Origin of the sequence: Bradyrhizobium sp. ISRA442, from assembly GCF_038085055.1 — a bacterium.
Lineage (GTDB): Bacteria > Pseudomonadota > Alphaproteobacteria > Rhizobiales > Xanthobacteraceae > Bradyrhizobium.
In genome coordinates this window covers 74,161-96,457 of the sequence record NZ_JALGCN010000008.1, presented here as the reverse complement: position 1 = coordinate 96,457, position 22,297 = coordinate 74,161, and the positions used below count along the sequence as shown (strand labels likewise).

Below are 22,297 nucleotides of genomic sequence, written 5' to 3'. Positions count from 1 at the left end.
CCACGAACGGCATCTCCATTTCCATGTTCCTCCTACATCACATCCCTATTGTAACGCCCAGGCCAGGCTACGCACCATGTTCTTGAGACAAGGAGTATCGATAATGAGATACGCGCCATCAATTGCGACGAAGATCTCTCTTCGTGAGTCATCGCCAAGTCTACTACGAACAACAAAAACCATTCTTGTGACGATTGTCGATGCTCTGCATCATTCGCGCCGACTCCAGGCGGAACGTGTGCTCCTTAGGTACCGTGATCTCATTGATCAGGCCAAACACAGCATTGTTAGCGAGCTGAATGCATCTTCCGGAGCGCACCAGCATGTTGACGGAAAATGAGCCGGACCGATCTACTAGGCTATGCGGCGTCAGCGACGGTCCTGGCAACGTTCTGCACGACCAGCATGCTTCGTCTGCGCCTCCTGGCCATGGGAAGCAACATCCTGTTCATCTTGTTTGGAGCAATGGCGCACATCTATCCGGTGTTATTGCTTCACCTCGTCCTTCTCCCTATCAACCTTGCCCGTCTGATGCAGATCAGACGGCGGATTGGCGCGTACCGCGTGCCGCGCCGCAGGCGTTCAGGACCACCGTTATGCCTTGGCCTTCGCGGTGCCGGCCTGTCTTCCAACGGCGCGGTCCTCCCGCACCCAGACCTCGAATGGTGCGGCGCGGGCCGCCTCGACGCCGGCGATCGAGCTGCCGCCGCCCGATCCATGAGCTACGTGCCGTCAAAATCCTGAGGTCACAATGGCTGTCATCGCAAGAGCTTTTTCCCGGGCGTTTCCCTCAAAATCGGTTCAGGCCGAGTGTCTCAAGGCGCTTGTCATTCTAGGCACGGCCGGCCTGTTCGTGTCGCTCCTCTTGGCAAGCTACGGAGTTGATTTGAGTCCCGGTTTTTGACCGGCGTTCCGGCAAGAAGACGAATTCAGCTCAAATCGGCAACCGCACAGGTTGGGCCAAATTCGACGAGCCGGGTGTGGGCGGAATTTTAGTCGGCAGAGTTCAGCCATGATCGTCGCGTCCGATCCGGAAGCGGACGTCTCAAACACAGAGCCCTCGGGTAATCAGCCGCAGGCGCACCGCACCAATTTCGCACCAGAAACGGCGTGAACGAAACGCGACGAACGCGATCGACCCCGAACAAAAACGCAAGAAAAATCAACGAACGCGCTCTTTATCTTCCCGCTCATAACGGTCTGGTTGCAGGCTCTAGTCGCGCCCACAGCCTTCGCTCGCTTCGCGAGCTTCGGCTCGGCAAGCGAGCTCAGACGGCTGTAGCGCGAGGCGTACGAATCCTGCCAAGCCGAAGTGCGAAGGCGGGCTGTGCGGTCCGCGAGCCAGGCCGCCATTGCGACGCCCCCCTTGAAAGTCTGCGACTTCGGCTCGATACTTGATCGAGATCCTTGGCGACCAGCAATCCGAGGAGGACGATCATGGCAATCCAGATCGTGATGGACCGCAGCGGCGACAGCCGACATCATTTCAATGCGGACGACGCGCAAGAACTGGCAAGAGCGGAGCAGCGGTTTCAGGAACTCACCGATGCCGGCTTCACCGCGGCGGTCCGGGTGGGTCCAGGTCAGGTCTCGCAAATCCGATCGTTCGATCCGACTGCAAAGGAGACCGTATTCTTTCCCAGATTGGTTGGCGGCTAGCCGGGACGGTCATGTTCGGCTTTCGACCCTCGCCGGGCGGCCGCTCCCGAATGAAAGCGGCGAGAGCGCTCTTTATCCTGCATGGCGCCGAGGGCACGCCAGAGGGCCGGTCGCTGCGGCTCTTGCAGCAATGGCTGTCGCCGGCCCAGCGTGAACAGTTCGCCAGGAAAGGCTACTTCGAGGTGATCGGGAGGGACAGCGGCATTCGATACAGGATCCACGCCGGAGCCTCGGTCAACATATGCGAAATCGACGAGCGAGGTCGCCTACGGGTCGGGTTGTGTTTCATGCCGATCGGCGCTCTGCCGATCGGAGACGTCATGCTCGCCCAGAAGATCGCGCTGGAAACATGCGAGGATGAGGTGCGCACTGTAGCCCGGAGGTTCGCTCCCAATCGTTTCCATTTCAGGCAAGCACGGCCTCTCGGATAGCTAACCTCGCTCCGATTGAGGCGGAACCGCTCTGGGCTATTTTCCGCTGCGGCTTGGCCGCTCGCTTCTTGCCGCCGCTTGGCCACGACCTGAGTCGCCATGCGGCTCCAGCGCGGTGGACCCATTCTGGTCCGGCCCTGCGAGCAACGGGAACATCGCCAGGTCAATGCGCATTGAGGGACCATCAGAAATCCATCGATGGAGGCCGCGCATGATCAGAGCATCGCTGAAGGGAACACGGCTGAGCAACCTCGCCGCCGCATGCGCCGCCCTGGCGCTCGCCGTTGCCGCGGCTCCGGCAACGGCGCAGGAAGCCGGGCGAGCCAGGGTCGGCACGCTCACGTGCAACATAGCGCCCGGAGTCGGCATGATCGTCGGAGGACAGCGGCAGTTGAGCTGCATCTATGCATCGGCGCGAGGCAGGGCGCGCGAGGCATACGAAGGCACGGTCAGCACGCTTGGCCTCGACATAGGGGCCACGTCCGGCGGTCAGCTCACTTGGGCCGTTTTCGCACCAACCACGCTACGCCGAGCGGCGTTGACCGGGACCTATGCGGGCGCGACCGCCGGCGGCACGGTCGGCGCCGGAGTTGGTGCCAACCTCCTGGTCGGAGGTTCGGATCGCACGGTCGCTTTGCAGCCAGTATCCGTCCAGGCGCAGACAGGCGTGAACATTGCAGCCGGCGTATCCAGAATGGAATTACGGCCGGCCGCTGCGCCTGTGCGTAGAGCGCGGTGACGACGCCATCGTCGACGAAGTGAAGCAGCACACTGGCAGCATCCGCCGCGCGTGCTGCTTCCGTTCAACTTGTGGCTCCTGGTGCGCGTCTGACAAGAGCTCTGTGTGGCCCGTTCTGAGCCGCCAAGTGGCGGGACTTGGCACGTCCAGCACTGAGGATTGCGATCTCGTGCGTGCTCGAATGGCTGCCATGTAACTGGAGGCGCGACTGGCGTAGCTACAACACCAGCAACAGTCCCGAAACCAGCAGGATGCCGAGAATAATTCGCCGGAACAGCGCGTCATTGACGCAGCGAAAAGCAAGAATCCCGAGCGCCATTCCTGCGAGGAGTGCCGGGATGCTGAAGGAGAATCGCGCCGCACGCCGGCTCCGCGACTACGTCGCAACGGCTCCGGATCTCAATCACCTCGCCCAGGCCCACGGACTGCTCGCGCGTACTGCGCTTGCCTTGGGCGATTCGGCGGAGGCTCAGTTGCACCTGTCCCGCGCGCTGGAGATCGTCGACAGGGCGGCGACTTATCGCTTGCGATTTGTCGAGACCGTCCGAAGGCTCGCGCAAAATTTCGAACCCGAGGATCGGCTGCACAAGAGCTTGCTCGCTGGACTGGCAACGCGAACAGCGCAACTGGAAGCGATGACCTCGCTGCCTTCGCGGCCCGCTTAGCCGACGGGATTTGCCGAACGCGTTTGAGAATGATGTCCTCGACACCGGGCAGCGGGCTAGGCAAAACCGGTGGCCGCACCGGCAAGGACACTTCAATCTTCGACCCGGTACGGGCGCCATCGCTCCGGCACGCCTTTGAGCTGGTGGACGCCGTGATCCCTGAAGCGGATTTGGGACTGCGACATCAGGTCCTTGACCGCGCTCGAGACCAGGACTTCGCCGGCACGCGCTTTCGCGGCGACGCGCGCGCCGATGTGAAACGCGAGACCGACAACCTCGGCCCCGCTCACCTTGTACTCGCCCGCATGCAGCCCCACCCTGATCTCGAGCCCCAGCGTGCGCACGGCCTTTTGGATCGCGGTCGCGCAACCGATACCGGCAGCCGGCGCCTTGAACGTCGCCAGCAGTCCGTCTCCCGTCGTCACGACTTCCTTTCCGCGCGAAGTCTTCAGCTCTTTGCGGACGGCGGCGTAATAGTGACTCATCACCTTTGTCCAACGCGCATCGCCCAGCTTCGCGGCTTTTTCGGTGGAGCGGACGATATCGACGATCAGGATCGTGGCGAGCGCTGGTTTGAGCTCAGTGCCACGCTCGGCGGACCGGCGCCGGATCGCGATCGGTCCCGTCAGCGGCTCATAGCGATGGTTGCGTCGCCGCGCGATCGCGGCTTTTGCATAGTCCATGGCACGCTGCGCCGTGCCGCAACGGATTGTTTTTTCCCGCGGTGGAATCGTCCAGTAGACCTTTCGTCCGTCTCCGGCACCATGGACCTCCACGGCGCCCCACTTCAGGAAAACCGCCGAGCCAACCCGGCGAACACACCAGGCCTTCGACGTGTATCCGGAAACGTTCGACTGATGGACCCCGATGCGAAGGAATTTCGGCATGAACGTGCGGCCAATCGAAAGACCGTTTGGGCGTACCTAGGGTAGAGCGTAGTCGTGCAATCCTGAGTTGGCAACAATACTCCCAATCGAAGGTTTGCCGGTGGCTCTCGCGTCAGCTCGCGTTCGGGCCCGCCGTTACAAAGGCTTTGGTCGCACCCGAACGGATATAGCCGCAGCTACGGCTGCCATCCGAACCACTATATCCGAACTGACGACTGGGCTTTCGACCTTCCCAGGATGACATTCTGTCCGGAATGCAGGACCCGTCCGATTGCGCTGGAGCGATTGTGATGAGGGAGGCTACGATGGACTTTTCGCGGATGTCGGATGGAATCCGGCTGCATCACGCCTCCCATCGCCACGACGGCTACGATGGCGACGATGAACCGGGTCCGGCTCCGAAAGCCCCGTTCCTGACGGAGCCGGCCGGCGCTGGCGGCCTGGTCCATGGTCCGGGCCCGTTTGCAGGCCTTGGAGCGCATTCCGCGAGCGCAAATTCCTCGCCTCATGATTCCGGTCCGGGTCAATCCGAACAGCCCATCGCATCGGGGGTCAGCACGGGCGGTCACGTCGGCAACCACACGACAGCGGGCCTGGATTCTCCGGCCACCAAGCTTGACTCTAGCGCATCCCATCCCGGGACAGGCGTTGCTGCGGCCGAGAGCGGGGCGAACACGGCCGGGAACGGCGGCGACGGCTACTTCTACGGAGGCATCGTTCACGCGTCCCTGCTGATCTATGAGCCCATCAACATCTCGGTGAGTCTTGGATACGGTTCGGTCGCGCTGGCCAGCCAGTCCAACAATTTGAATGTCGATCAATCCGCCTTTCAGATGGCCGGCATCGGCGGACATGGCGGCAATGACAACATTGCCTCAGGCGGCAGCGTCAGTACTTCCCTGGGCTCCAGCATGATCGCGAGCGGCGACAACGGTGCCGGAAACGGCGGCAGCGGCTATTTCTCGGGTGCGTTGGTGGACGCACCGGTGGTGATCTATCATCCCATCAATATTGCGGTGGCGGGATCGGGCGGCACTGCGCATGCAAGTCAATCGAACACGGTCGACATCGATCAATCGGCCACGCAGATCGCGGGCGTCGGCGGAAGTGGCGGAAATGCCAATGTCGCCGCCGGCGGCAGCATCATGACACTTGACCCGAGCTGGGGATCAAGCAACGGCGCCAGCGCCTTCGACGTTCAAACGGGCGGGAGCCAGGCCGGCAATGGCGGCGACGGCGCGTTTTACGGGAGCCTCGTTCATACCTCGTTCGTACTGTACGACCCGATCAACATCGCAGTCGCAGGCTATGGCTCCAACGTTCACTCGGTGCAGACGAATGACGCCTATGTGGATCAATCCATAGTTCAGCTCGCCGGCATTGGCGGGCACGGCGGCAACGGCAACGCCGCGGCGGGCGGCCACGCAAGCCTTCTCTCCCATGGCTTGTGGGGCGGCTCCGACACGATCGCGACCGGTTCGAATGGCGCAGGCAATGGCGGCAACGGCTATTTTGCCGGAAGCCTGATCGATGTCAGCGTCGCGGTCTACGCACCCATCAACATCGCAATCGCAGGTCCCCATTCGACGGCAGTGGCCGATCAGGTCAACAACGTGCACATCGACCAGAGTGCGGTCCAAATTGCCGGAATTGGCGGGGATGGCGGCTCCGGCAATCTCGCGCTGGGTGGCGATCTTTCCGCCCATCTTCTGTCGGATCTTCATCTGTTGGCATAGCGAAACATCGCAACCGTCCGCGCTCGCCCTTGGCTAACGGCGGACACCGTCCTGCGCATGCAATCCCGCGCAGAGGCGCCCTCCCCTGACGTTTCGCGCTCCGACGTTGCGCGACGAATGTCGTACTTTCGTACGTAGGTCGACCAGACCGGATGGTATCCAATTTGACATCTATCGGCATCGCGCATGGGCGGATCAGACTTGCCGTGCGCGTCCGCCTGATCGGGAGGGATGGTGCACGACAGCCAACACAAGAACGGAGGCTCAAATGTTGCCCAAGGCAATCAACATCTCGGATTCGATCGAATTCAAATCGATCAACACCGGTGGTCAAAGTGTCGGAAATGGCGGCGACGGTACCTTCAAGGGAGCCATCATCAGCAAACCGACGCTGAACTTCGATCCAACCAACAAGGCAGACGGCGCCGATGTGCATGTGAACACCGGCGATCACGTCAAGCAGACGGCGGATTGGGATGCCGGCGGCGCAAACGCCAAGGCCTCATGGTTTTCCAAGGCCCATGGCGGAGACGCCGAGTCGAACGGAAACCAGAAATCCTACAGCGGCCACGATACCTCCAAGGTATACGCCAACACGGATGCCACTCAGATCAACAAGCTCGTGGTGGACCAGCACCAGGAGGTCGTGGCCGGCATCGGCGGCAATGGCGGCGACGGCAACGCCGCGTTGGGCGGAGAAGTGAGCTTCCATCTCGATACATTCTGACCACCAGCTCGTTCGACAGGCAGGATCGGCGGCCAATGCCGCCGGTCCTGGAGTTCAAGCCAATGCCCGCCGATGCCGCGACCGGATTGCGTTGAACGTCGGCAAGTGCGCCGGACCTCGATTTCAGGCGGTGACGATCATGCTGATGCCGCCCATTCGGTTGCCCATCCTGCCGGAAATCCAGACGCCGCTGCACACGGCGCTCTGGTCCTGTGCCGGACCGCTTGGCCTCGTATTCGCGTATAGTTGCAGCTACAACCTGCTTCTGTTTGCGCCCTCCATCTACCTGCTTCAGATCTACGACAGGGTGTTGTCGAGCCGGAGCGGCGACACGCTGCTGCTGCTCACGCTCATTGTCGCGATCACGGTGGTGGTCGGCGGGGTGTTCGATGCATTGCGGCGCGCGGTCCTGGGACGCCTTGGCGCCTGGCTCGACGATCGGCTTCGTCCTTGCGTGCTTTCGGCCAACCTCGAATCCGCATTTCGCAGCGATCGGACGCCGGCGTCGGACGCATATCGGGATCTCACCGTGCTGCGCCAGTTCATCGATTCCGGCGCATGTCCGATGCTGTTCGACGCGCTCTGGGCGCCCCTGTTCCTCCTGGTCCTCTTTCTGATCCATCCCCTGCTTGGCGTGGTGGGCGCCTGCTGCGTGGCCTTCCTGTTCGCTCTGACGGTTGCCGGAGATCTGGCCACCGAGGACGTTCTGCTCAAATCCGGCGCCGCACTGTCCAGAAGCTACGGCCGCCTTCAGGCCGCCGCCGGCAACATCCACATGATTCGCGCCATGGGAATGTTCGATAGCGCAGCGCGCGCGATCCACCATGACGCGCAGGACGCGCGCAGAGAGCACGATGTGGCACTCCGGCGCGGCGAGATCGTCATGCTGGCCACCAAACCGGTCCGCGCGCTGTCGCAAGTCCTGATCATGGGGGCTGCTGCCTGGCTCGTCCTCGATCACGGGAAAAGTCCGGCGATCATCTTTGCGTCTACGCTGATGTTCAGCCGGGCGCTCGCGCCGGTCGAGAGTGCAATCGCGGGCTGGAAATCACTCGTGACGGCCGCAAGTGCCTGTCAGCGGCTCGGCGCACTTCTCGCAGCGTTCCCCGCCACCGAGCAGCACGATGCAGAGAACTCACCACAACAAGCGCGGAGCGGTCTCGTCGTCGACAACGTTGGCGTGAGACTAGCGGGGACCAACCATTTCCTGCTGAAAGATATCTCGTTCAGGCTCGCGCCCGGAGAGTGCCTTGGCATTATCGGTCCGTCCGGGTCCGGCAAGTCCCTGCTTGGCCAGGTGATCGCCGGGCTGTCGATGCCAACGCATGGCGGTGTCCTCCTCGACAATTCCGACGTCGCGCTGCTTCGCGAGCAGCGAAGCGGCCATCGTCTCGGATATCTCCCCCAGGACATCAACCTGCTCGGCGACACCATAAACGACATCATCGCACGACTTGAAGATGCCGATCGGCGGAAGGTCGTCGACGCAGCCAAGCTCGTCGGCATCCATGAGGCGATCATGCGCCTGCCGCTTGGGTACGACACGGTTGTTCATAGTGAAAAGGCGTTCTCGCGTGGATATCGGCAGCGCCTCGGCTTGGCCCGGGCCTTCTTCGGCACTCCACGTCTCGTCGTTCTCGACGAGCCGAACGCCAGCCTCGATTACGGAGGCGAACGAATGCTGCTGGATGCCATCGAGCGCATGAAGCTCGCAAATGTCATTCTGGTCGTCGTCACTCACCGGATGGGTCTCCTCGCGGCCACGGACAAGATTGCCATCATGGAAGACGGCGCGGTCGTCGCGTTCGGCGACAGCGAGGAAATCTTTGAACAGCACCTGAGCCGCCCGCAGGTTACATCGCAGATTGCACCATGATCTGGAATTTTCCAACGAACTGGAAGCTTGCCGCGGCGTCACGACTTCCCATGATCTGGGACCAGATCACGCGAACACCCGCAAGCCTCCCGCGCGCCGGGCGACTTGGCGGCGTCGTGACCGCAATCGACGATTACGAGCCTCTCGAGTTTCCATGGTGCTCGACCCCCACGCCGATCTCTCCGCGCGCCAGGCTTCGCGGTGTCACCCTCGCGGGCAATCTGCTGGTGCTCGGCTTCATGCTCGGACTTGGCACCTGGGCGTGCCTCGCGCCTCTCGAGAGTGCCGCGATCGCGTCCGGCGTCGTGGAATCGGAATCGAGCCGCAAGACAATTCAGCATCTGGAGGGCGGGATCGTCAGGAGAATCCTGGTTTCGGACGGCAATGTCGTGCGAAGCGGACAAACGCTGATCGTGCTGGACGATACCCGCGCCGATTCGGAGGTGCAAAGCCTTCAGGGGCAGTTATGGGATGCGATTGCGCGTGCCGCGCGGCTTCAGGCCGAGCAGCAGAGATTTGAGACGATCGCAATCCCGAGCACGCTGGAGCAGGACAGCAAGCAGAGCGAGGTGGCGGCCGCTGCGGTGTCGGCGCAGCAGTTCATTTTCCAGGCGCGCCGCCAGGTTCACGAATCGCAGCTTGCGGTCATTGGCGAGCGGAGGCATCAGGTCGAAAAGGAGATCGAAGGCCTCAAGGCTCAGGAGAGCGCCACCGGACGGCGAAGCGACATCGTCCGGGAAGAACTCGATATGGTCACGACCCTCGTCAACAAGGGATTGGAACGGCGGCCGCGGCTTCTGAACCTGCAACGTGAACTGGCCGACGTTGAGGGTCGCCGCGGCGAGATCACTGCACAGATTTCTCGCGCCGGGCAGGTCATCAGCGAGCAGCAGGCCACGCTGTTCAAGCTCGAGAGCGACCGGCAGAACGAGATCGCGCAGTCGCTTCGCGAAGCACAGAACCAGATATTCCAGCTCCGCGAGCGGTTGCTTGCGGCCAGGGATCAACTATCACGAACGGAGGTGAAGGCGCCCGAGGATGGCGTGATAACCGACCTGCGGATTCACACAACCGGCGGCGTCATCGGGGCTGGCGCTCCGCTCATGGACCTCGTGCCCCGGCAAGACCGCCTCATCGTGACCGCCCGCCTCAGGCCCGAGGACATTGACGTGGTTCATCCCGGCCTCAATGCCGAGGTGCATCTCGTACCCTACAATCAGCGTCGCGTGCCGCGCCTGAAAGGGACGGTCGTGCACGTATCCGCAGACCGGCTTCTCGACAAGCGTACCGACCAGCCATACTACGCGACCAAGATCCGGATCGACGATGCGCAGATCGCCGCAAACGACATCCAGATCGTCCCCGGCATGCCGGTTCAGGTGTTCATCACGACAGGGCGCGGCACGGTCGCACTTTACGCGCTGAGGCCCCTGCTCGACAGCTTCCGCGGTGCATTCCGAGAGGATTGATCCTGATCAGGGCGACTGGATCTCCGGCATTGAAGCTGGGCCCGGCTCGTGATCGCGACTCGGTGCGGGCAACCGGCCGCGCCAGCGGAGGACCGCTTCCGTGCGATTGTGAGCGGCACATTTCCTCATGATGTGCTGAATGTGCATTTTGACGGTACTTTCCGACAGATTCAATTTGGCGGCGATCAGCTTGTTGGGCAGGCCAAGCTCCAGCTCTGCGAGAACCTGCTGCTCTCGAGGCGTGAGATCGGTCATGCTCCTCTCGATGGCCACTCTGGTCGCCTCGTTCATCAGATAAGCGGATGCAAGCCCGCGCGCATCCGGCGGCTCGAAGCCCGGCATCCTGTTCAATCCGGCGACCGGCAACGGCCTGTAGACCCCGCCGACCAGAACGAGGCGCAGGCCGGCTATGACGACCTCGATTGGTAGCGAGGTGGGAAGAAAGCCGCGCACGCCCCGCTGCATCGCAGCTTGCGCGGTCGTCTCGTCATCATGGTTTGACAGGATCGCGACGGCAGCGCCGGGACAGCACTCGCCAACGAAGGCGAGATCGTCCTCAACCGAGGCATCGCCGATGCGCTTGTCCGCGATACTCAGCACCACCAGGCGAACATCGCGGGCTGCCGTGCAGTCCAAGCCTTGGACCGTCGCCATGTCGAGGATCTCGAAGTCGGCCAATTCCCGCCTGAGGACGTTCAGAATACATGTCCGAGGCAACAGGAGCGGCTCGATGATCACCAGAACCGGCAAGTGAAGCGATCCATCAAGCCGTTTTGAGGAGTTGGTTAGGTCGTCCATGATTTCCTCGGAAATGAAAAGAATTTCTGCGACAGTCCCATCGATCCGTGTTGCGTGTTCCCCGCGGCGGCATTCATCCTGAATGCACCATCACGCGCAGCGCCAGCCGTCGTATCCACTGTGGATTGGCCTGGCACCTGGGTGGAAATTCTTTCCGCTCAAAACATTTCGCGCGTGCCGCGCCGTGGCGCGGTCGCGCATTCCCTAATTGCAGATATTTCGGTACGCGGTTGACGCCGCCGACCCCGACTTGCCGTCGACGACGTATGCTTCGTCCTCCTTCACGAGATACAGAAATGGCCTCTCTCCAATCGCGCCTGACGCGGTTATTGTTTTCAAACGCCCGCAAATCGTATCCACAGGGCGTCCAAACGTGTTCTTCCGCATCGCGCGCTTCATATCGCTGAATTCAACCGATCCCGGATCCTCCAACTTCGCTGCGATCGCGACCTTTGCCTTGTCCAGAACAGGATCTGATTTTTCCGCGGGGCGTTCGGATGCCGGGACGCTGATCCTCGTGCGCGGGGACGCCGCTTTTGCGAGGTCGGCCGATCTCCGCTTCTTCGGAGATGATGTCTTGCCGGACCTTGCCGGAGCTGCAGAATTCGATTTGACGATCGCCGGATCTGACGCCGATACCTTCGGCGTGGGGTCCGCGGGTCGAGCGACTGCAACGCTGTCGAAACAGGGTCGTGATGCGCACCCCAGGAAATATCCTCGGGAAGGCGCAAACCAGCCAAAGCCGATCAGGACTCCAGCGATCACTCCAACGAAAAGCAGTCCCATCCGATTCCCCTCCCCGGGAGCTCGGCTCGCACTCGTAACTAGGACTTCCGCGCTGGTGATCTCTATCTGTTGCGCAAAAGCGTTAAACGCTCATTAAGCGCGGGTGGCGGCCCGCGCACTTGCCTGGACGAGACGGTACGATCGTGCTCCGGACTCGCGCCGGGATTGCCGCGCGCTTGAGTTCGCAACTCAAGTTGCTCGGAGATTTGTTCATTCCCGCAATTTGGAGATCAAGGCGCAAGTTGGAGCGATGTCCGCTGCTCCGCGAAGCTATGTTTGCTGGACAAGCGAATGTAGCGCCTGAACCGCAACCTCCCGGCTCTCCACAGGGACAAACAGGCTGACCGAATGCGGCGACAACACGTATTTGTCGGGAACGATCCCGTGCTGCCCGAGAACCTGCAACGCCCTGAACGGCAATTCCGACGAAACGCCGCCGAAGCAGGTGAGGCTCACCGAGCTTGACGCCTCGCGCTGCTTGCGCAGGTCCTTGGCGACCTCCAGCGTGCGCAGCAGCGCGTCGAGCCACTCCGTATCGCAGGCCACGGTCATGCTGGTTTTTCCTGTCGCGAAGTGTGATGCAAGGAGCTGCGGCCAGGACAGACTGTTTTGCTTGAGATGCTGCGCGAACTTCTCGAAGCCGTGGTTGAGATCCCTGGAATCAATCTCCACATGCTCAATGCGAGCCATCGAGTTGACGGCCAGAACCTTCCCGCTTTCCATCCCTGCAACCTCCTTCATCACTTGCGTGCCGCGCTCACCGCCACCCCACTGCTTGAGCACCAGAGGCACGTGCTGACTTTGCGCCAGCTCTACGCTGCGAAAATGCAGGATCTTTGCGCCCCAGAAGCACATTTCGGACAGGGATGCGAAATCCACTCGCCGCAGCGGCCTTGCATCCGGCACGACGCGCGGATCGGCCGAGCAAATGCCGTCGACCTCCTTGATGATCTCACAGCGCTCGGCTTTCAGCGCCGCGGCCATGGCGACGGCCGTGGTGTCGCTGCCGCCCCGGCCAAGCGTGGTGATTTCTCTGGTCGCCGGGTTCACGCCTTGAAATCCTGCCAGCACCACGACGCGCCCACGATCAAGTTCCTCACGCACTCTAACGGGCCGTACATCCAAAATGCGTGCCGAGGAATGGGAGCCGTCGGTCATCACGCCGGCCTGGCTGCCGGTGAAGCTGATCGCGGGCACGCCGAGATCGGCAAGCGCCATGCTCATCAGCGACATGCTGATGCGCTCACCGGTCGTCAGCAGCATGTCGAGTTCACGGCGATTGGGAGCAGGGCTTACCTGATAAGCCATCTGGATCAACTGGTCGGTGGTCGTGCCCATGGCGGAGACGACCGCTACGACACGATGACCGCGGACATGCAGATCGGCGAGACTGCGCGCAACCGCACGAATTTTCGCCGGTGTTTCAAGGCAGACCCCGCCATATTTTTGCACGATGATGGGATTGTTGCGCATCTAACCCCGGTGAAAAGTCTCGCTCGCTTCGCCCGTCGAACCGAGACCGCCTATCCATGTGCCGACGACTTCGAAGTTCGGATTGAAGGCGACAAGATCCGCGCGGTATCCGGGCACGATCCGTCCAAGCTCGGACTCTAGGCCCAGAAATGCCGCGGGCGTCCGAGACGCCATGATGAGAGCATCGACAAGGGAGATTCCGATCAGCGCAACAGCGTTGCGCACCGCCTCGATCATGGTGAGGTGAGCGCCCGCGAGTGTGCCGTCCGGGCCGGTCAGGCGATTGTCGTGCAAGGTGATCTGCCTTCCCTGCAGCATGAAGTGCCGCTCACTCGTGCCCGCCAATGGCATGGCATCGGTGACCAGCATCAATCGATCGCGCCCCTTGCAGCGGAAGGCAACGCGCAAGCTGGCAGGGTCGACATGGATGCCATCGCAGATGATCCCTGCGAACAGCCGGTCATCCCCGAGCGCGGCGCCCACCAAGCCCGGCTCGCGGGCGGATAGCTGCGACATGGCATTGAACAGATGGGTCACCCCCGAAACACCGCGATCGACCGCCCGCCCGATTTCGGCTGCGGTGGCATCGCTGTGGCCGGCCGCGATACGCAATCCGGCGCCGATCAATTCGTCGATCATGGACGCGGGCACGCATTCCGGCGCCAAGGTCACGATGGAGCGGCCGCAGTCCCCAAAGCTCTTGATTGCGGCGAGATCGTAGCCGTTGGGCACGCGTATCTCGGCTTCCGGATGAATGCCCTTGCGAGACCTGTTGAGGGCCGGCCCCTCCAGATGAAAGCCGAGTACGCCGGGAATCGTCGGACAAGCGCGGGCGGCTACAGCCAACCGCTCGATGACGTCGCTGCGATCGCTGATGAGGGTCGGGAGGCAGCCCGTGGTTCCGTGCTTGCGGTGCGCCGCAACGATGCGCTGAACACCAACCTCCGTCGGCTGGTCGTTGAGAAGAACGCCCCCGCCTCCGTTCACCTGGATATCGATGAATCCGGGTGCAAGGATCGTATCCCGGGGAAGGCGGATTGAGGCGTGCGCCTCCGGCTCGCCGAATATGATGCTTTCAATCCGCCCCTGCGAGATCCTGACCGAGCCCGGCCCACGCATGTCGACCCCATCAAAGATGTGCTGCGCGGCAATCGAGAGCGAGACGGAAGAGCTGGCGTGGCCCATCAGTATTGATCCGAGAATGGCGGTCACGGACTCGTGAGGCGTGTCCCGTCCAAGACTTCATATCTACAGCAAGGGCTTTGGGGAGGACCCGGAGCGAAACCCTCGCGTTAACTTCCATGGCGATGAAAGATACCACGTATCTCGGCATTGATGGCGGCGGAACCCGCTGCCGCGCCCGGATCGAGGACGGAAACGGCAGGGTACTCGGCGAAGCGAGTTCAGGGCCCGCCACGACGCGTATTGGCATCGAGAAGGCCTGGCGGTCCATCATGGAGGCCACTGAAGCAGCAGCCGCACAGGCCGGACTGATGCGCGAGGACTTCGTGCGGATGCACGTCGGAATTGGCCTTGCCGGTCTCGGTCGCCGAGGCGCGGCAGCGGCGCTCAACGCGATCGCGCATCCCTTTGCGTCCGTCATCTTCATCAGCGACGGCCTGGCGGCCTGTCTCGGCGCCCATAGTGGGGCGGACGGGGCCATCGTGGTCGCCGGCACCGGCTCGGTGGGTGTCGGCCTGATCGACGGCCGCGAAATCCGTCTTGCCGGTTACGGCTTTCCCGTATCGGACGAAGGCAGCGGCGCCGACATCGGCCTGCAGGTCGTCCGACTGGCGCTGCGCGCCGCGGATCGCCGCGGCGAGCTGACCCCATTGCTTTCGGAGGTGCTGGGCGCATTCGATCATGATCCTTATCAGGCCGTGGCCTGGTCTGAAGAAGCCAAGGCCACGGACTACGCCGCGTTCGCGCCGATCGTGATGCGGCACGCCAACCAGGGCGATCCAGTCGGCCGTCGCATTGTCGAACGCGCCGCCGATGCCATTGGCGATCTGCTCGACTTGTTCCTGGCGAGAGGAATTGACCGGCTCTCGCTCGTGGGCGGACTCGCGGATGCCATTACGCCGTGGCTGACGCCCGATCTGCGCGTCCGCTTGAGGCGTCCTGACGCCGATGCGACGGCCGGTGCCTTACTTGTGGCGCGAGGCCGGCTTGAACTGCCCAAGAGAGACACTGAGCGAGAAACCGACCATGAACAGGTTTCAAAGTTCCCCGGTTGAGGGCGCATGGATCAACTATATGGCCACCGAAGAAGTCGATCCCCGCTTTGCCGATCTTGATGCATGGTCGCTCAACTCAGCGATGGAAGCCATGTGGGAGGGCCAGCTTGCGGCAGTCGCCGCGATCGGCCATGCCCTTCCCGCGATCACGGCGGCGACCGAAGCGGCCAAGGCGGCGCTGGGCGACCGCGGACGCATTGTGTATGTCGGCGCCGGCACCTCGGGCCGCGTGGCGGTCCAGGACGGCGCCGAGCTGACGCCGACCTTCGCCTGGCCCAAGGAGCGCGTCCGCTTCATCGTCGCCGGCGGCGACAGCGCGTTCGTCAGCAGCATCGAAGGCGCGGAGGACGATGTCGATGATGCGGTCACGCAGATCAACGCCGCGCGGCTCACACAGCACGACGTGGTGATTGCGGTAGCCGCCAGCGGGACAACGCCATTCACGGTCGCGGCGCTGCAGCGCGCAGGCGCCTTCGGTGCAGTGACGATCGGTGTCGCCAACAATCCCGGCACCGCACTGCTGGCATCGGCAAAGTTTCCGATCCTGATCGAGACCGGTCGCGAGCTGATCGCCGGCTCCACCCGGATGAAGGCGGGCACCGCACAGAAGGTCGTGCTCAACCTGATCTCCTCAGGGATCATGCTGCGCTTTGGCCGGGTGTATCGCGGCATGATGGTGAACATGCAGCCGACCAATGCCAAGCTGAAGCGGCGCGCCGAGGCCATGGTCGCGCAAATCGCGCACTGTGACCCGTCGCATGCCGCGAGCTCGCTTGAGCAGGCCGAGGGAGACATCAAGACGGCAGTCCTTCTGGCGTTGGGTGTCGACGGGGTTGATGCCAAGGCGGTGCTGAAAAGCTGTGACGGCAACCTTCGGCGCGTGTTTGCCGAGCTCGCCAGGACTCGTGACCTGCATCGTGACCGGCATCCAAAGGGAGCGGCGCGCAATCGAGGGGGAGCGGTCGAGCCGTGACGACATCTGCGATGGCGAGCGAAATCGGCGAAAGCGCGGATGTTGTCGCCAACATTGTTCGCAGCCGCCCCGCCACGCGTGACATCGCTCAGCGAATTGGGATTGGCTCCGCTCCCTTGTGCGTCGTGTGCGGCCGGGGAAGCTCCGGGCATGCCGGGGTTTTCTTGAGATACCTTGTCGAGACGCGGCTGCGCCTCCCCGTGTCGGCGAGCGCTCCTTCAGTGATCACGGCGTTTCGCACGCCCCTGATGCTGCGCCATGCGCTGTTCATCGTGATCTCGCAATCCGGGCGCAGCCCGGATCTCGTCGCGGCGACCCGGTCTGCGCGCGCCGCGGGCGCCCGCACCATCGCCATCGTCAACGCAACCTCGTCGCCGGTGGCTGATGAAGCGGAGTTCGTCGTTCCGATCGAAGCCGGCCAAGAGCACTCGGTCGCGGCGACCAAGACCGTGATCGGCTCGATGGCCGCCGGTGCAGGACTTGTTGCCGAGCTGGCGGAAGATCATGCGCTGCGATCGGCCCTCGACAGGCTCCCCGAGCGTCTGCAGCGCGCGCTGGCGCTCGACTGGTCCGAGATTGCCGGTGATCTCGCCAAGGCGTCGGCCGTATTTGTGGCGGCGCGGGGCCTGGGTCTGGGCTCGGCGCGGGAAATCGCACTCAAGCTTTCGGAAATCCTGCGCCTGCCTTCCATTGGCCTGAGCGCTGCCGAGCTACAGCATGGGCCGCGCGCCGCGCTATCGTCGCGCACGCCGGTTGTCATGATGCGCCTCATGGATGAGACGGCGTCTACGGTGGACGCGCTGGCAGAAGAATTGCGCGAGCAAAAGATCGCGCTGCATCTCTGCGGCGGGCCACATGGCTCGCTGCCCTGGCTCACCGAGGATGACCCCTCCACCGACCCGATCACGATGCTCGTTCCTGCCTATCGGATGATCGAGCAGACGGCACGCGCCTGCGGATTTGACCCGGATCGTCCGCCACGCCTGAGCAAGATTACCGAGACGTTTTGACAGCCGACGAAACGCTGGCTGACGGCCGAAAGTGGTACAAAACCGACCTCGCCAGAACGCAGCAAACCGTTAGCGGATCAGCGCCTCGCCCTCGAACCACTCCTCATTTTCGGATCATTCCTCGTGGCGCCCGGGTTCGCCGACCTCGGGCTGCTCGATGCGCCCTGGCCGCTTGCCGCGGCCGGAGAATTTCCGCCGCCTCCAGACCCAGCCCCCCCACCATCGCCCGCGCCTTGCGCCGACGCTGCAGCGATTGATCCGAAAATGAATGCGGCGGCTAAGGCGATTTTTGCAACCTTCATATCGATAACTCCTGGCTGATACGGGTGCCAATCCACCACCACAACGTTCGTTCCTACGCACCACCTTCTTGAATTCGTTGTCCTGCCGCGGCGAATGTGCACTTCCGGACACTATTCGGAAAAATGAATCCGGGAGAAAATGGCAATGGACTGCAATTGCCGATCCGGGCGTCCCACTTTTTTGAATCCCGAGTGGCCTAATCTGATCTCAGTCAGGATTTTGTCGTGACAATCGTTCAGACAAGATCGCGCAATCATGCGCAGAGTGTCATCTTGGGACGGGGTCGCAGGAGGGACTATTTGCGGCCTCGTGCTTGGGGTGGAGGCCCTGCCAACGCCAGCCCCGGTGGGGCCTTCCCTCAACCAATGGAATTGGGACCGATCTGCATTCGGCGTGCTCGAAATCTTGTCACAAGCCTGTGGCATGACCACTGCACAATCGAAACCAACTGGGATTTCAGCGCCCAGTTAGAGAACAGAACGCTGCCGGGACGCGTATTTCGAGCCCGGCAGCGCTTCTTTTTCGAATTCGAAGTCCCGAACGCGAGCGCCTCGAACAGGCAAGGCCCGACCGGCATTCATAAGGCTCACAAGCAACAACAAAAGTTAACTTCGGAATGGAAGAAGCCCGCAACTGAGTTCCGTGTTGATCTTGCGCAATATCGCAATCTAAGATCCCTATGGGCTGCTGGGGATCGATGGGGACAATTGATGCTCGCTGATCTGCTTCAGGACGCCATTGCGTTCAATTTTTCCGATTGGACCAAATTCGTGCTGGCCGGGCTCGGGCTCGTCGCCTTCACCGGGATCTATTATCTCGGCGATTATCTCTATGGCGACAGGGATCCGGACGGAGAAGCAGCGCGGGAGAGCAGCGACGCCATCTAAGCGCGTCGCTGCGACCAAATCCCGGAACCGCTATCGCTCGACGAAAGCCCGATTGAATTGCTCGGTGATGGGCTTGAGCAGATAGCTCATCATCGTGCGGCTGCCGGTCTGCATGAAGACTTCGGCAGGCATGCCCGGGACGAGTTGCAGGCCGCCGAGTCGGCGACGCTCGTCATCGGGCAGCACGACCCGGACCGAGTAATAGGACGCATTGGTCTGAGAGTCGTGGCTGATGTCGGCCGATATCAGCGACACCGTGCCGGCGAGCTGCGGCGTGGTCCGCTGGTTGAAGGCTGAAAAGCGGACGAACGCCTGCTGCCCTGGGCGGACCTGGTCGATGTCATGCGGTTGCAGCTTCGCTTCGACAAGCAGATCGTCCGCGTCGGGGACGAGCTGCATGATGACGTCGCCGGGACGGATCACGCCGCCGATCGTATGGACGGAAAGCTGGTGGATCGTGCCCGACGTCGGCGCGCGCAGCTCGATGCGGTCGAGTTGATCCTGGGCGGAGACGCCGCGCTGGATGAGTTCGGCTTCCTTGCCCTGCGTCTCGCCAAGCTCTTTGACCACGTCGGTGCGGAAGTCCTGATCGAGCCTGGCGATCTGGAGCTGATTCTCATCGACCTTCGACTTTGTCTCAGCGATCGAGGATATCAATTGCCCGCGCTCGCCTTCGATCCGGGCAGTCTCGCGCTGCAACGTCGTCAGGCGCGCCAGCGGCACCAGGCGCTTGTCGTAGAGATCCTGCACGCCCGTGAGCTCGCCGGCGATCAGATCGAGCTGCTTTACCTTGGAAGCGACCTGGGCCTCCAGCCCCGAGGCTTCCTGGCTGAGCTGGGCGATCTTGCTCTGCAAGAGATTCTTCTGGCTCGCGCGCCCCTCCGACCGGGCCTTGAACAAGGAGGTCTCCGAGTTCAGCAGGCCGCGGACATCAGCGTCACCCGCGCGCGCCGTCAATACGGCGGGAAATTCAACCTGAGCGAGGCCATCGCGCTCGGCGATCAGCCGCGCAATCCGCGCGCGGGCCTCGTCGAGCTGCTTGTTGACGATCTGAAGGCTGGCCTGCACCTGGGTGGCGTCAAGCCGCAGCAAGAGATCGCCTGCTGCGACCCGCGCGCCGTCTGCGACCTTGATTTCCGCAACCACGCCGCCGGTCGGATGCTGAATCGATTTGACGTTGGATTGCACGACGAGATTGCCGGGCACCACGACGGCGCCGGCGAGCGGAGCCAGCGCAAGCCAGCCGCCGCCGAGGATGGCGACGATGAGCAGAACCCGAAGGCCGGTCCGCAGCTCGTTCTCATACGACCGGCCGGCACGCACCACCAGGCTGGCATCGGCGGCATCAATCGCGCCGTCATGACGATTGCGGCCGAGCAGGAATGACGCTCCCGCGACTAGGCTCGTGCCACCAACGCGCAGCAGGCGCTCGACGGTCTTCGCCGGAGTGAGCGAAGGTGAAAGCTTCAGTTGCGGAATCCCGATCGCGGGCGCGGGTTTCGTCAGATCCATCGCCAACGCATGATGAGAGACCAGGCTGTGGCCTGCTTGATGCGGCGCAATCGGAATCTCATCCCGCGCGATGCCTTCCTCGGCGGCCGGGGACTTCAATCCGAACTGGACCAGACAGAAGTCGATGACGCGCCCCAACCTGCTCCTTCTCCTGCGTTTCCTCTTGCCCGGCTGGGGATCGGAGGATCGCACTGATGCATCGGACGGCGGCCGCGGTCCGTGCGAACCAGCGCGATGCTGGCGGATCTTGTCGTCAAAGGCACGGCTCAGACGCTGCAGCTCGAGAACCAGGGCGGCGCCCTGCGGTCCGTGTGAATCCGGATTTGGCGCGCGGGTCTCACGCGGGGCGGTTTCTTCGGATTGTCCTGTTGTGACTGTCGGCGGCATGATCAGGCGTTCTCGGTAATCGCGGCGCGACGCATCGCGCGGACGGTCCGTGCTGCAGCCGGATGGATCGCGGCACCTGGCTTGCCCGCTCCCGCCTCGATCCGTGCAAAGATCTCCTCGCACGTCCCGAACGCGATCGTCTTCCCTTCAAACAGCACCATCGCCATGTCCAGCACGGCAAGGGCGCTTGGACGATGCGATATGACGATCACGATGCTGCCGTTGCGACGCAGTGTGTGAATGGCACCACCCAGCGAATTCTCGCCGTCGGTGTCGAGGTTCGCATTGGGCTCATCGAGCACGATCAGGAACGGGTCGCCGTAGACCGCGCGCGCAAGGCCGATCCGCTGGCGCTGGCCTGCGGACAGCGACATGCCGCCCTGACCGATGCGCGTCGCGTATCCCTGCGGCAGGCGCAGGATCATGTCGTGCACGCCGGCAATCCGCGCGGCCTTCAGGATCGCCTCCGACGTCGCCTTCTCGTCGAACCGGCAGATGTTCTCGGCCACCGTGCCATCGAGCAGCGACACGTCCTGCGGCAGGTAGCCGATGTGGCGGCCGAGCTCCGCGCTGCCCCATTGGTCGATCGCCGCTCCGTCGAGCCGCACGACGCCCTGCGCAGCCGGCCAGATTCCGACCAGCGCTTTCGACAGCGAGGTCTTGCCGGACGCACTGGCGCCGAGCAGCGCCAGCCCCATCCCGGCCTTCAGCGAGAACGAGATATTGGAGACGATGGGCTTGTTCATGCCCGGCGCCGCGACGGAGAGATTCTCCACCACGAGCTCGCGACGGGGACGCGGCAGCGCGACCGGCGGAGCCGGCGGCCTTGCCGTCACCTTGCAGATGTCACGCAGCCGGACGATGCTCTGGCGCGCGCCAAGCAGTTGCTTCCAGGTGCCGAGCGCAAGCTCGACCGGCGCCAGCGCGCGTCCCATCATGATCGACGAGGCGATCATGATGCCGCCGGAGGCTTTGTCCATCACCACGAGATAGGCGCCGATCCCCAGCATGCCTGATTGCAGCACGTAGCGCAGGAGCTTCGCGCCCGATCCGAGATTGGCATAGATGTCGGTGGCCCGGATGTTCTCGCGCAGATACCGCTCGTTGGTCTGCGACCAGCGCGCCGTGAATCGATCGGTCATGCCGAGCGCCTGGATGACCTCCGCATTGCGTTGCGTGGCGTCGGCCAGCACCTGCCGGCGAGCGCTCAGGTCCATTGCGATCTTGGTCGCACCGCGCGAGAGCCGTTCCGTCAGAAGGGTCATCGCGATGATCGCGATCATTCCCACCACCGCCGTCAAGCCGATCGCGGGATGGAACAGGAACAGTCCGATCAGGAAGATCGGAATCCAAGGCATGTCCAGAAACGCTGTCGGTCCCATTCCCGACATGAATCCGCGGACCTGATCGAGATCACGCAAAGGCTGCTGCAGCAGCATCGGGCTTGCGCCGCGGAGCGGCAGCGTGGCGAGCGCTGTGTGAATGGACTCCTGCAGGCCGACGTCGAACAGCGTCGCCACCCGGCACAGCATGCGCGAGCGCAAAGCCTCGAAATAACCCTGGACCAGATAAGCGAACAATACCATCAGCGACAGGCCGAGCAGGGTCGCGAGGTTGCGGCTCGGAATCACCCGGTCGTAGACCTGCAGCATGTACAGCGAGCCCGACAGCATCAGGACGTTGACGACGCCGCTGAAGCCGGCGATGCCCACCATTCGTCGCGCGCTCGCGCGGAGGCTCGC

20 protein-coding genes are annotated in these 22,297 nt (G+C 62.8%); 13 read left to right on the top strand and 7 right to left on the bottom strand.

Translation table 11 applies throughout. The features are described 5' to 3' along the window. The first annotated feature begins 336 nt into the window (after positions 1–336). From MTR72_RS18620 to MTR72_RS18600, 5 genes are all read left to right on the top strand, one after another. A complete protein-coding gene (locus tag MTR72_RS18620; protein WP_280969339.1) occupies positions 337–744 on the top strand; it encodes a hypothetical protein in 408 nt (135 codons plus the stop codon). 693 nt (positions 745–1,437) lie between these two features. Further along, positions 1,438–1,659, top strand: coding sequence for a hypothetical protein (locus MTR72_RS18615; protein ID WP_341510818.1), 222 nt, complete (start codon positions 1,438–1,440; stop codon positions 1,657–1,659). Between the two features lie 11 nt (positions 1,660–1,670). After that, a complete protein-coding gene (locus MTR72_RS18610) occupies positions 1,671–2,090 on the top strand; it encodes a hypothetical protein (RefSeq protein WP_280969337.1) in 420 nt (139 codons plus the stop codon). Positions 2,091–2,301: 211 nt separating this feature from the next. Next, positions 2,302–2,829, top strand: a complete 528-nt coding sequence (locus MTR72_RS18605) for a DUF992 domain-containing protein (RefSeq protein WP_280969336.1) — start codon at positions 2,302–2,304, stop codon at positions 2,827–2,829. A gap of 338 nt (positions 2,830–3,167) precedes the next feature. Continuing rightward, positions 3,168–3,494, top strand: coding sequence for a hypothetical protein (locus MTR72_RS18600; protein ID WP_280969335.1), 327 nt, complete (start codon positions 3,168–3,170; stop codon positions 3,492–3,494). A 92-nt stretch (positions 3,495–3,586) separates the two neighbouring features. Here the strand turns inward: MTR72_RS18600 and MTR72_RS18595 are convergent, their stop codons facing one another. Then, a complete protein-coding gene (locus MTR72_RS18595; RefSeq protein ID WP_341510817.1) occupies positions 3,587–4,381 on the bottom strand; it encodes an adenylate/guanylate cyclase domain-containing protein in 795 nt (264 codons plus the stop codon). 305 nt (positions 4,382–4,686) lie between these two features. On the opposite strand from MTR72_RS18595, the gene MTR72_RS18590 reads away from it, so the two are divergent. The 4 genes from MTR72_RS18590 (at position 4,687) to MTR72_RS18575 (ending at position 10,189) form a co-directional block, all read left to right on the top strand. Continuing rightward, a complete protein-coding gene (locus MTR72_RS18590; protein WP_280969333.1) occupies positions 4,687–6,117 on the top strand; it encodes a hypothetical protein in 1,431 nt (476 codons plus the stop codon). A gap of 268 nt (positions 6,118–6,385) precedes the next feature. Then, a complete protein-coding gene (locus tag MTR72_RS18585; RefSeq protein ID WP_341510816.1) occupies positions 6,386–6,844 on the top strand; it encodes a hypothetical protein in 459 nt (152 codons plus the stop codon). A gap of 139 nt (positions 6,845–6,983) precedes the next feature. Then, positions 6,984–8,720: a type I secretion system permease/ATPase gene (locus MTR72_RS18580; RefSeq protein WP_280969331.1), complete on the top strand. Its 1,737-nt coding sequence runs from the start codon at positions 6,984–6,986 to the stop codon at positions 8,718–8,720. Further along, entirely contained in the window at positions 8,717–10,189 is a 1,473-nt protein-coding gene (locus MTR72_RS18575) for an HlyD family type I secretion periplasmic adaptor subunit (RefSeq protein ID WP_280969330.1), read from the top strand. The genes MTR72_RS18580 and MTR72_RS18575 overlap by 4 nt, the downstream gene beginning before the upstream one ends. Positions 10,190–10,195: 6 nt before the next feature. Here the strand turns inward: MTR72_RS18575 and MTR72_RS18570 are convergent, their stop codons facing one another. The 4 genes from MTR72_RS18570 to nagA form a co-directional block, all read right to left on the bottom strand. Beyond that, positions 10,196–10,987 carry a response regulator transcription factor gene (locus MTR72_RS18570; RefSeq protein ID WP_280969329.1) on the bottom strand — a complete coding sequence of 264 codons (792 nt, stop codon included), beginning with the start codon at positions 10,985–10,987 and terminating at the stop codon, positions 10,196–10,198. A gap of 204 nt (positions 10,988–11,191) precedes the next feature. Beyond that, the gene (locus MTR72_RS18565) at positions 11,192–11,773 is read right to left on the bottom strand and encodes a hypothetical protein (RefSeq protein ID WP_280969328.1); all 582 of its coding nucleotides are present in this window, start codon (positions 11,771–11,773) and stop codon (positions 11,192–11,194) included. A gap of 270 nt (positions 11,774–12,043) precedes the next feature. Beyond that, the gene (locus tag MTR72_RS18560) at positions 12,044–13,246 is read right to left on the bottom strand and encodes an aspartate kinase (protein ID WP_280969327.1); all 1,203 of its coding nucleotides are present in this window, start codon (positions 13,244–13,246) and stop codon (positions 12,044–12,046) included. Further along, positions 13,247–14,431 (bottom strand): N-acetylglucosamine-6-phosphate deacetylase, encoded by a 1,185-nt coding sequence (gene nagA / locus MTR72_RS18555; RefSeq protein WP_280969326.1) that lies wholly within the window; start codon positions 14,429–14,431, stop codon positions 13,247–13,249. Positions 14,432–14,547: 116 nt separating this feature from the next. Between nagA and MTR72_RS18550 the strand changes: the two genes are divergently transcribed. The 4 genes from MTR72_RS18550 to MTR72_RS18535 all read left to right on the top strand — a co-directional run bounded on the left by MTR72_RS18550 (position 14,548) and on the right by MTR72_RS18535 (position 18,656). Continuing rightward, the gene (locus tag MTR72_RS18550) at positions 14,548–15,483 is read left to right on the top strand and encodes a BadF/BadG/BcrA/BcrD ATPase family protein (RefSeq protein WP_280970907.1); all 936 of its coding nucleotides are present in this window, start codon (positions 14,548–14,550) and stop codon (positions 15,481–15,483) included. Positions 15,484–15,502: 19 nt separating this feature from the next. Next, positions 15,503–16,456, top strand: coding sequence for an N-acetylmuramic acid 6-phosphate etherase (locus MTR72_RS18545; RefSeq protein WP_280969325.1), 954 nt, complete (start codon positions 15,503–15,505; stop codon positions 16,454–16,456). A gap of 11 nt (positions 16,457–16,467) precedes the next feature. After that, a complete protein-coding gene (locus tag MTR72_RS18540; protein WP_280969324.1) occupies positions 16,468–17,466 on the top strand; it encodes an SIS domain-containing protein in 999 nt (332 codons plus the stop codon). A gap of 668 nt (positions 17,467–18,134) precedes the next feature. After that, on the top strand, positions 18,135–18,656 hold the full coding sequence (locus tag MTR72_RS18535; protein WP_280969323.1) for a hypothetical protein: 522 nt from the start codon (positions 18,135–18,137) through the stop codon (positions 18,654–18,656). Positions 18,657–18,686: 30 nt separating this feature from the next. Here the strand turns inward: MTR72_RS18535 and MTR72_RS18530 are convergent, their stop codons facing one another. Together MTR72_RS18530 and MTR72_RS18525 are read right to left on the bottom strand one after the other, a co-directional pair. After that, positions 18,687–20,306, bottom strand: a complete 1,620-nt coding sequence (locus MTR72_RS18530) for an HlyD family type I secretion periplasmic adaptor subunit (RefSeq protein ID WP_280969322.1) — start codon at positions 20,304–20,306, stop codon at positions 18,687–18,689. A 251-nt stretch (positions 20,307–20,557) separates the two neighbouring features. Next, positions 20,558–22,270 carry a type I secretion system permease/ATPase gene (locus tag MTR72_RS18525; protein ID WP_280970906.1) on the bottom strand — a complete coding sequence of 571 codons (1,713 nt, stop codon included), beginning with the start codon at positions 22,268–22,270 and terminating at the stop codon, positions 20,558–20,560. Positions 22,271–22,297: the final 27 nt, after the last annotated feature.

Coding starts and splice junctions, on each gene's coding strand:
- MTR72_RS18590 (WP_280969333.1), top strand. CDS start 4,687: ATGGACTTTTCGCGGATGTCGGATGGAATCCGGCTGCATCACGCCTCC.
- MTR72_RS18535 (WP_280969323.1), top strand. CDS start 18,135: ATGGAATTGGGACCGATCTGCATTCGGCGTGCTCGAAATCTTGTCACA.
- MTR72_RS18605 (WP_280969336.1), top strand. CDS start 2,302: ATGATCAGAGCATCGCTGAAGGGAACACGGCTGAGCAACCTCGCCGCC.
- MTR72_RS18610 (WP_280969337.1), top strand. CDS start 1,671: ATGTTCGGCTTTCGACCCTCGCCGGGCGGCCGCTCCCGAATGAAAGCG.
- MTR72_RS18540 (WP_280969324.1), top strand. CDS start 16,468: ATGGCGAGCGAAATCGGCGAAAGCGCGGATGTTGTCGCCAACATTGTT.
- MTR72_RS18575 (WP_280969330.1), top strand. CDS start 8,717: ATGATCTGGAATTTTCCAACGAACTGGAAGCTTGCCGCGGCGTCACGA.
- MTR72_RS18545 (WP_280969325.1), top strand. CDS start 15,503: ATGGCCACCGAAGAAGTCGATCCCCGCTTTGCCGATCTTGATGCATGG.
- MTR72_RS18580 (WP_280969331.1), top strand. CDS start 6,984: ATGCTGATGCCGCCCATTCGGTTGCCCATCCTGCCGGAAATCCAGACG.
- MTR72_RS18585 (WP_341510816.1), top strand. CDS start 6,386: ATGTTGCCCAAGGCAATCAACATCTCGGATTCGATCGAATTCAAATCG.
- MTR72_RS18600 (WP_280969335.1), top strand. CDS start 3,168: ATGCTGAAGGAGAATCGCGCCGCACGCCGGCTCCGCGACTACGTCGCA.
- MTR72_RS18550 (WP_280970907.1), top strand. CDS start 14,548: ATGGCGATGAAAGATACCACGTATCTCGGCATTGATGGCGGCGGAACC.
- MTR72_RS18570 (WP_280969329.1), bottom strand. CDS start 10,987: ATGGACGACCTAACCAACTCCTCAAAACGGCTTGATGGATCGCTTCAC.
- MTR72_RS18620 (WP_280969339.1), top strand. CDS start 337: ATGAGCCGGACCGATCTACTAGGCTATGCGGCGTCAGCGACGGTCCTG.
- MTR72_RS18565 (WP_280969328.1), bottom strand. CDS start 11,773: ATGGGACTGCTTTTCGTTGGAGTGATCGCTGGAGTCCTGATCGGCTTT.
- MTR72_RS18525 (WP_280970906.1), bottom strand. CDS start 22,270: ATGGTGGGCATCGCCGGCTTCAGCGGCGTCGTCAACGTCCTGATGCTG.
- MTR72_RS18615 (WP_341510818.1), top strand. CDS start 1,438: ATGGCAATCCAGATCGTGATGGACCGCAGCGGCGACAGCCGACATCAT.
- MTR72_RS18560 (WP_280969327.1), bottom strand. CDS start 13,246: ATGCGCAACAATCCCATCATCGTGCAAAAATATGGCGGGGTCTGCCTT.
- nagA (WP_280969326.1), bottom strand. CDS start 14,431: ATGGGCCACGCCAGCTCTTCCGTCTCGCTCTCGATTGCCGCGCAGCAC.
- MTR72_RS18595 (WP_341510817.1), bottom strand. CDS start 4,381: ATGCCGAAATTCCTTCGCATCGGGGTCCATCAGTCGAACGTTTCCGGA.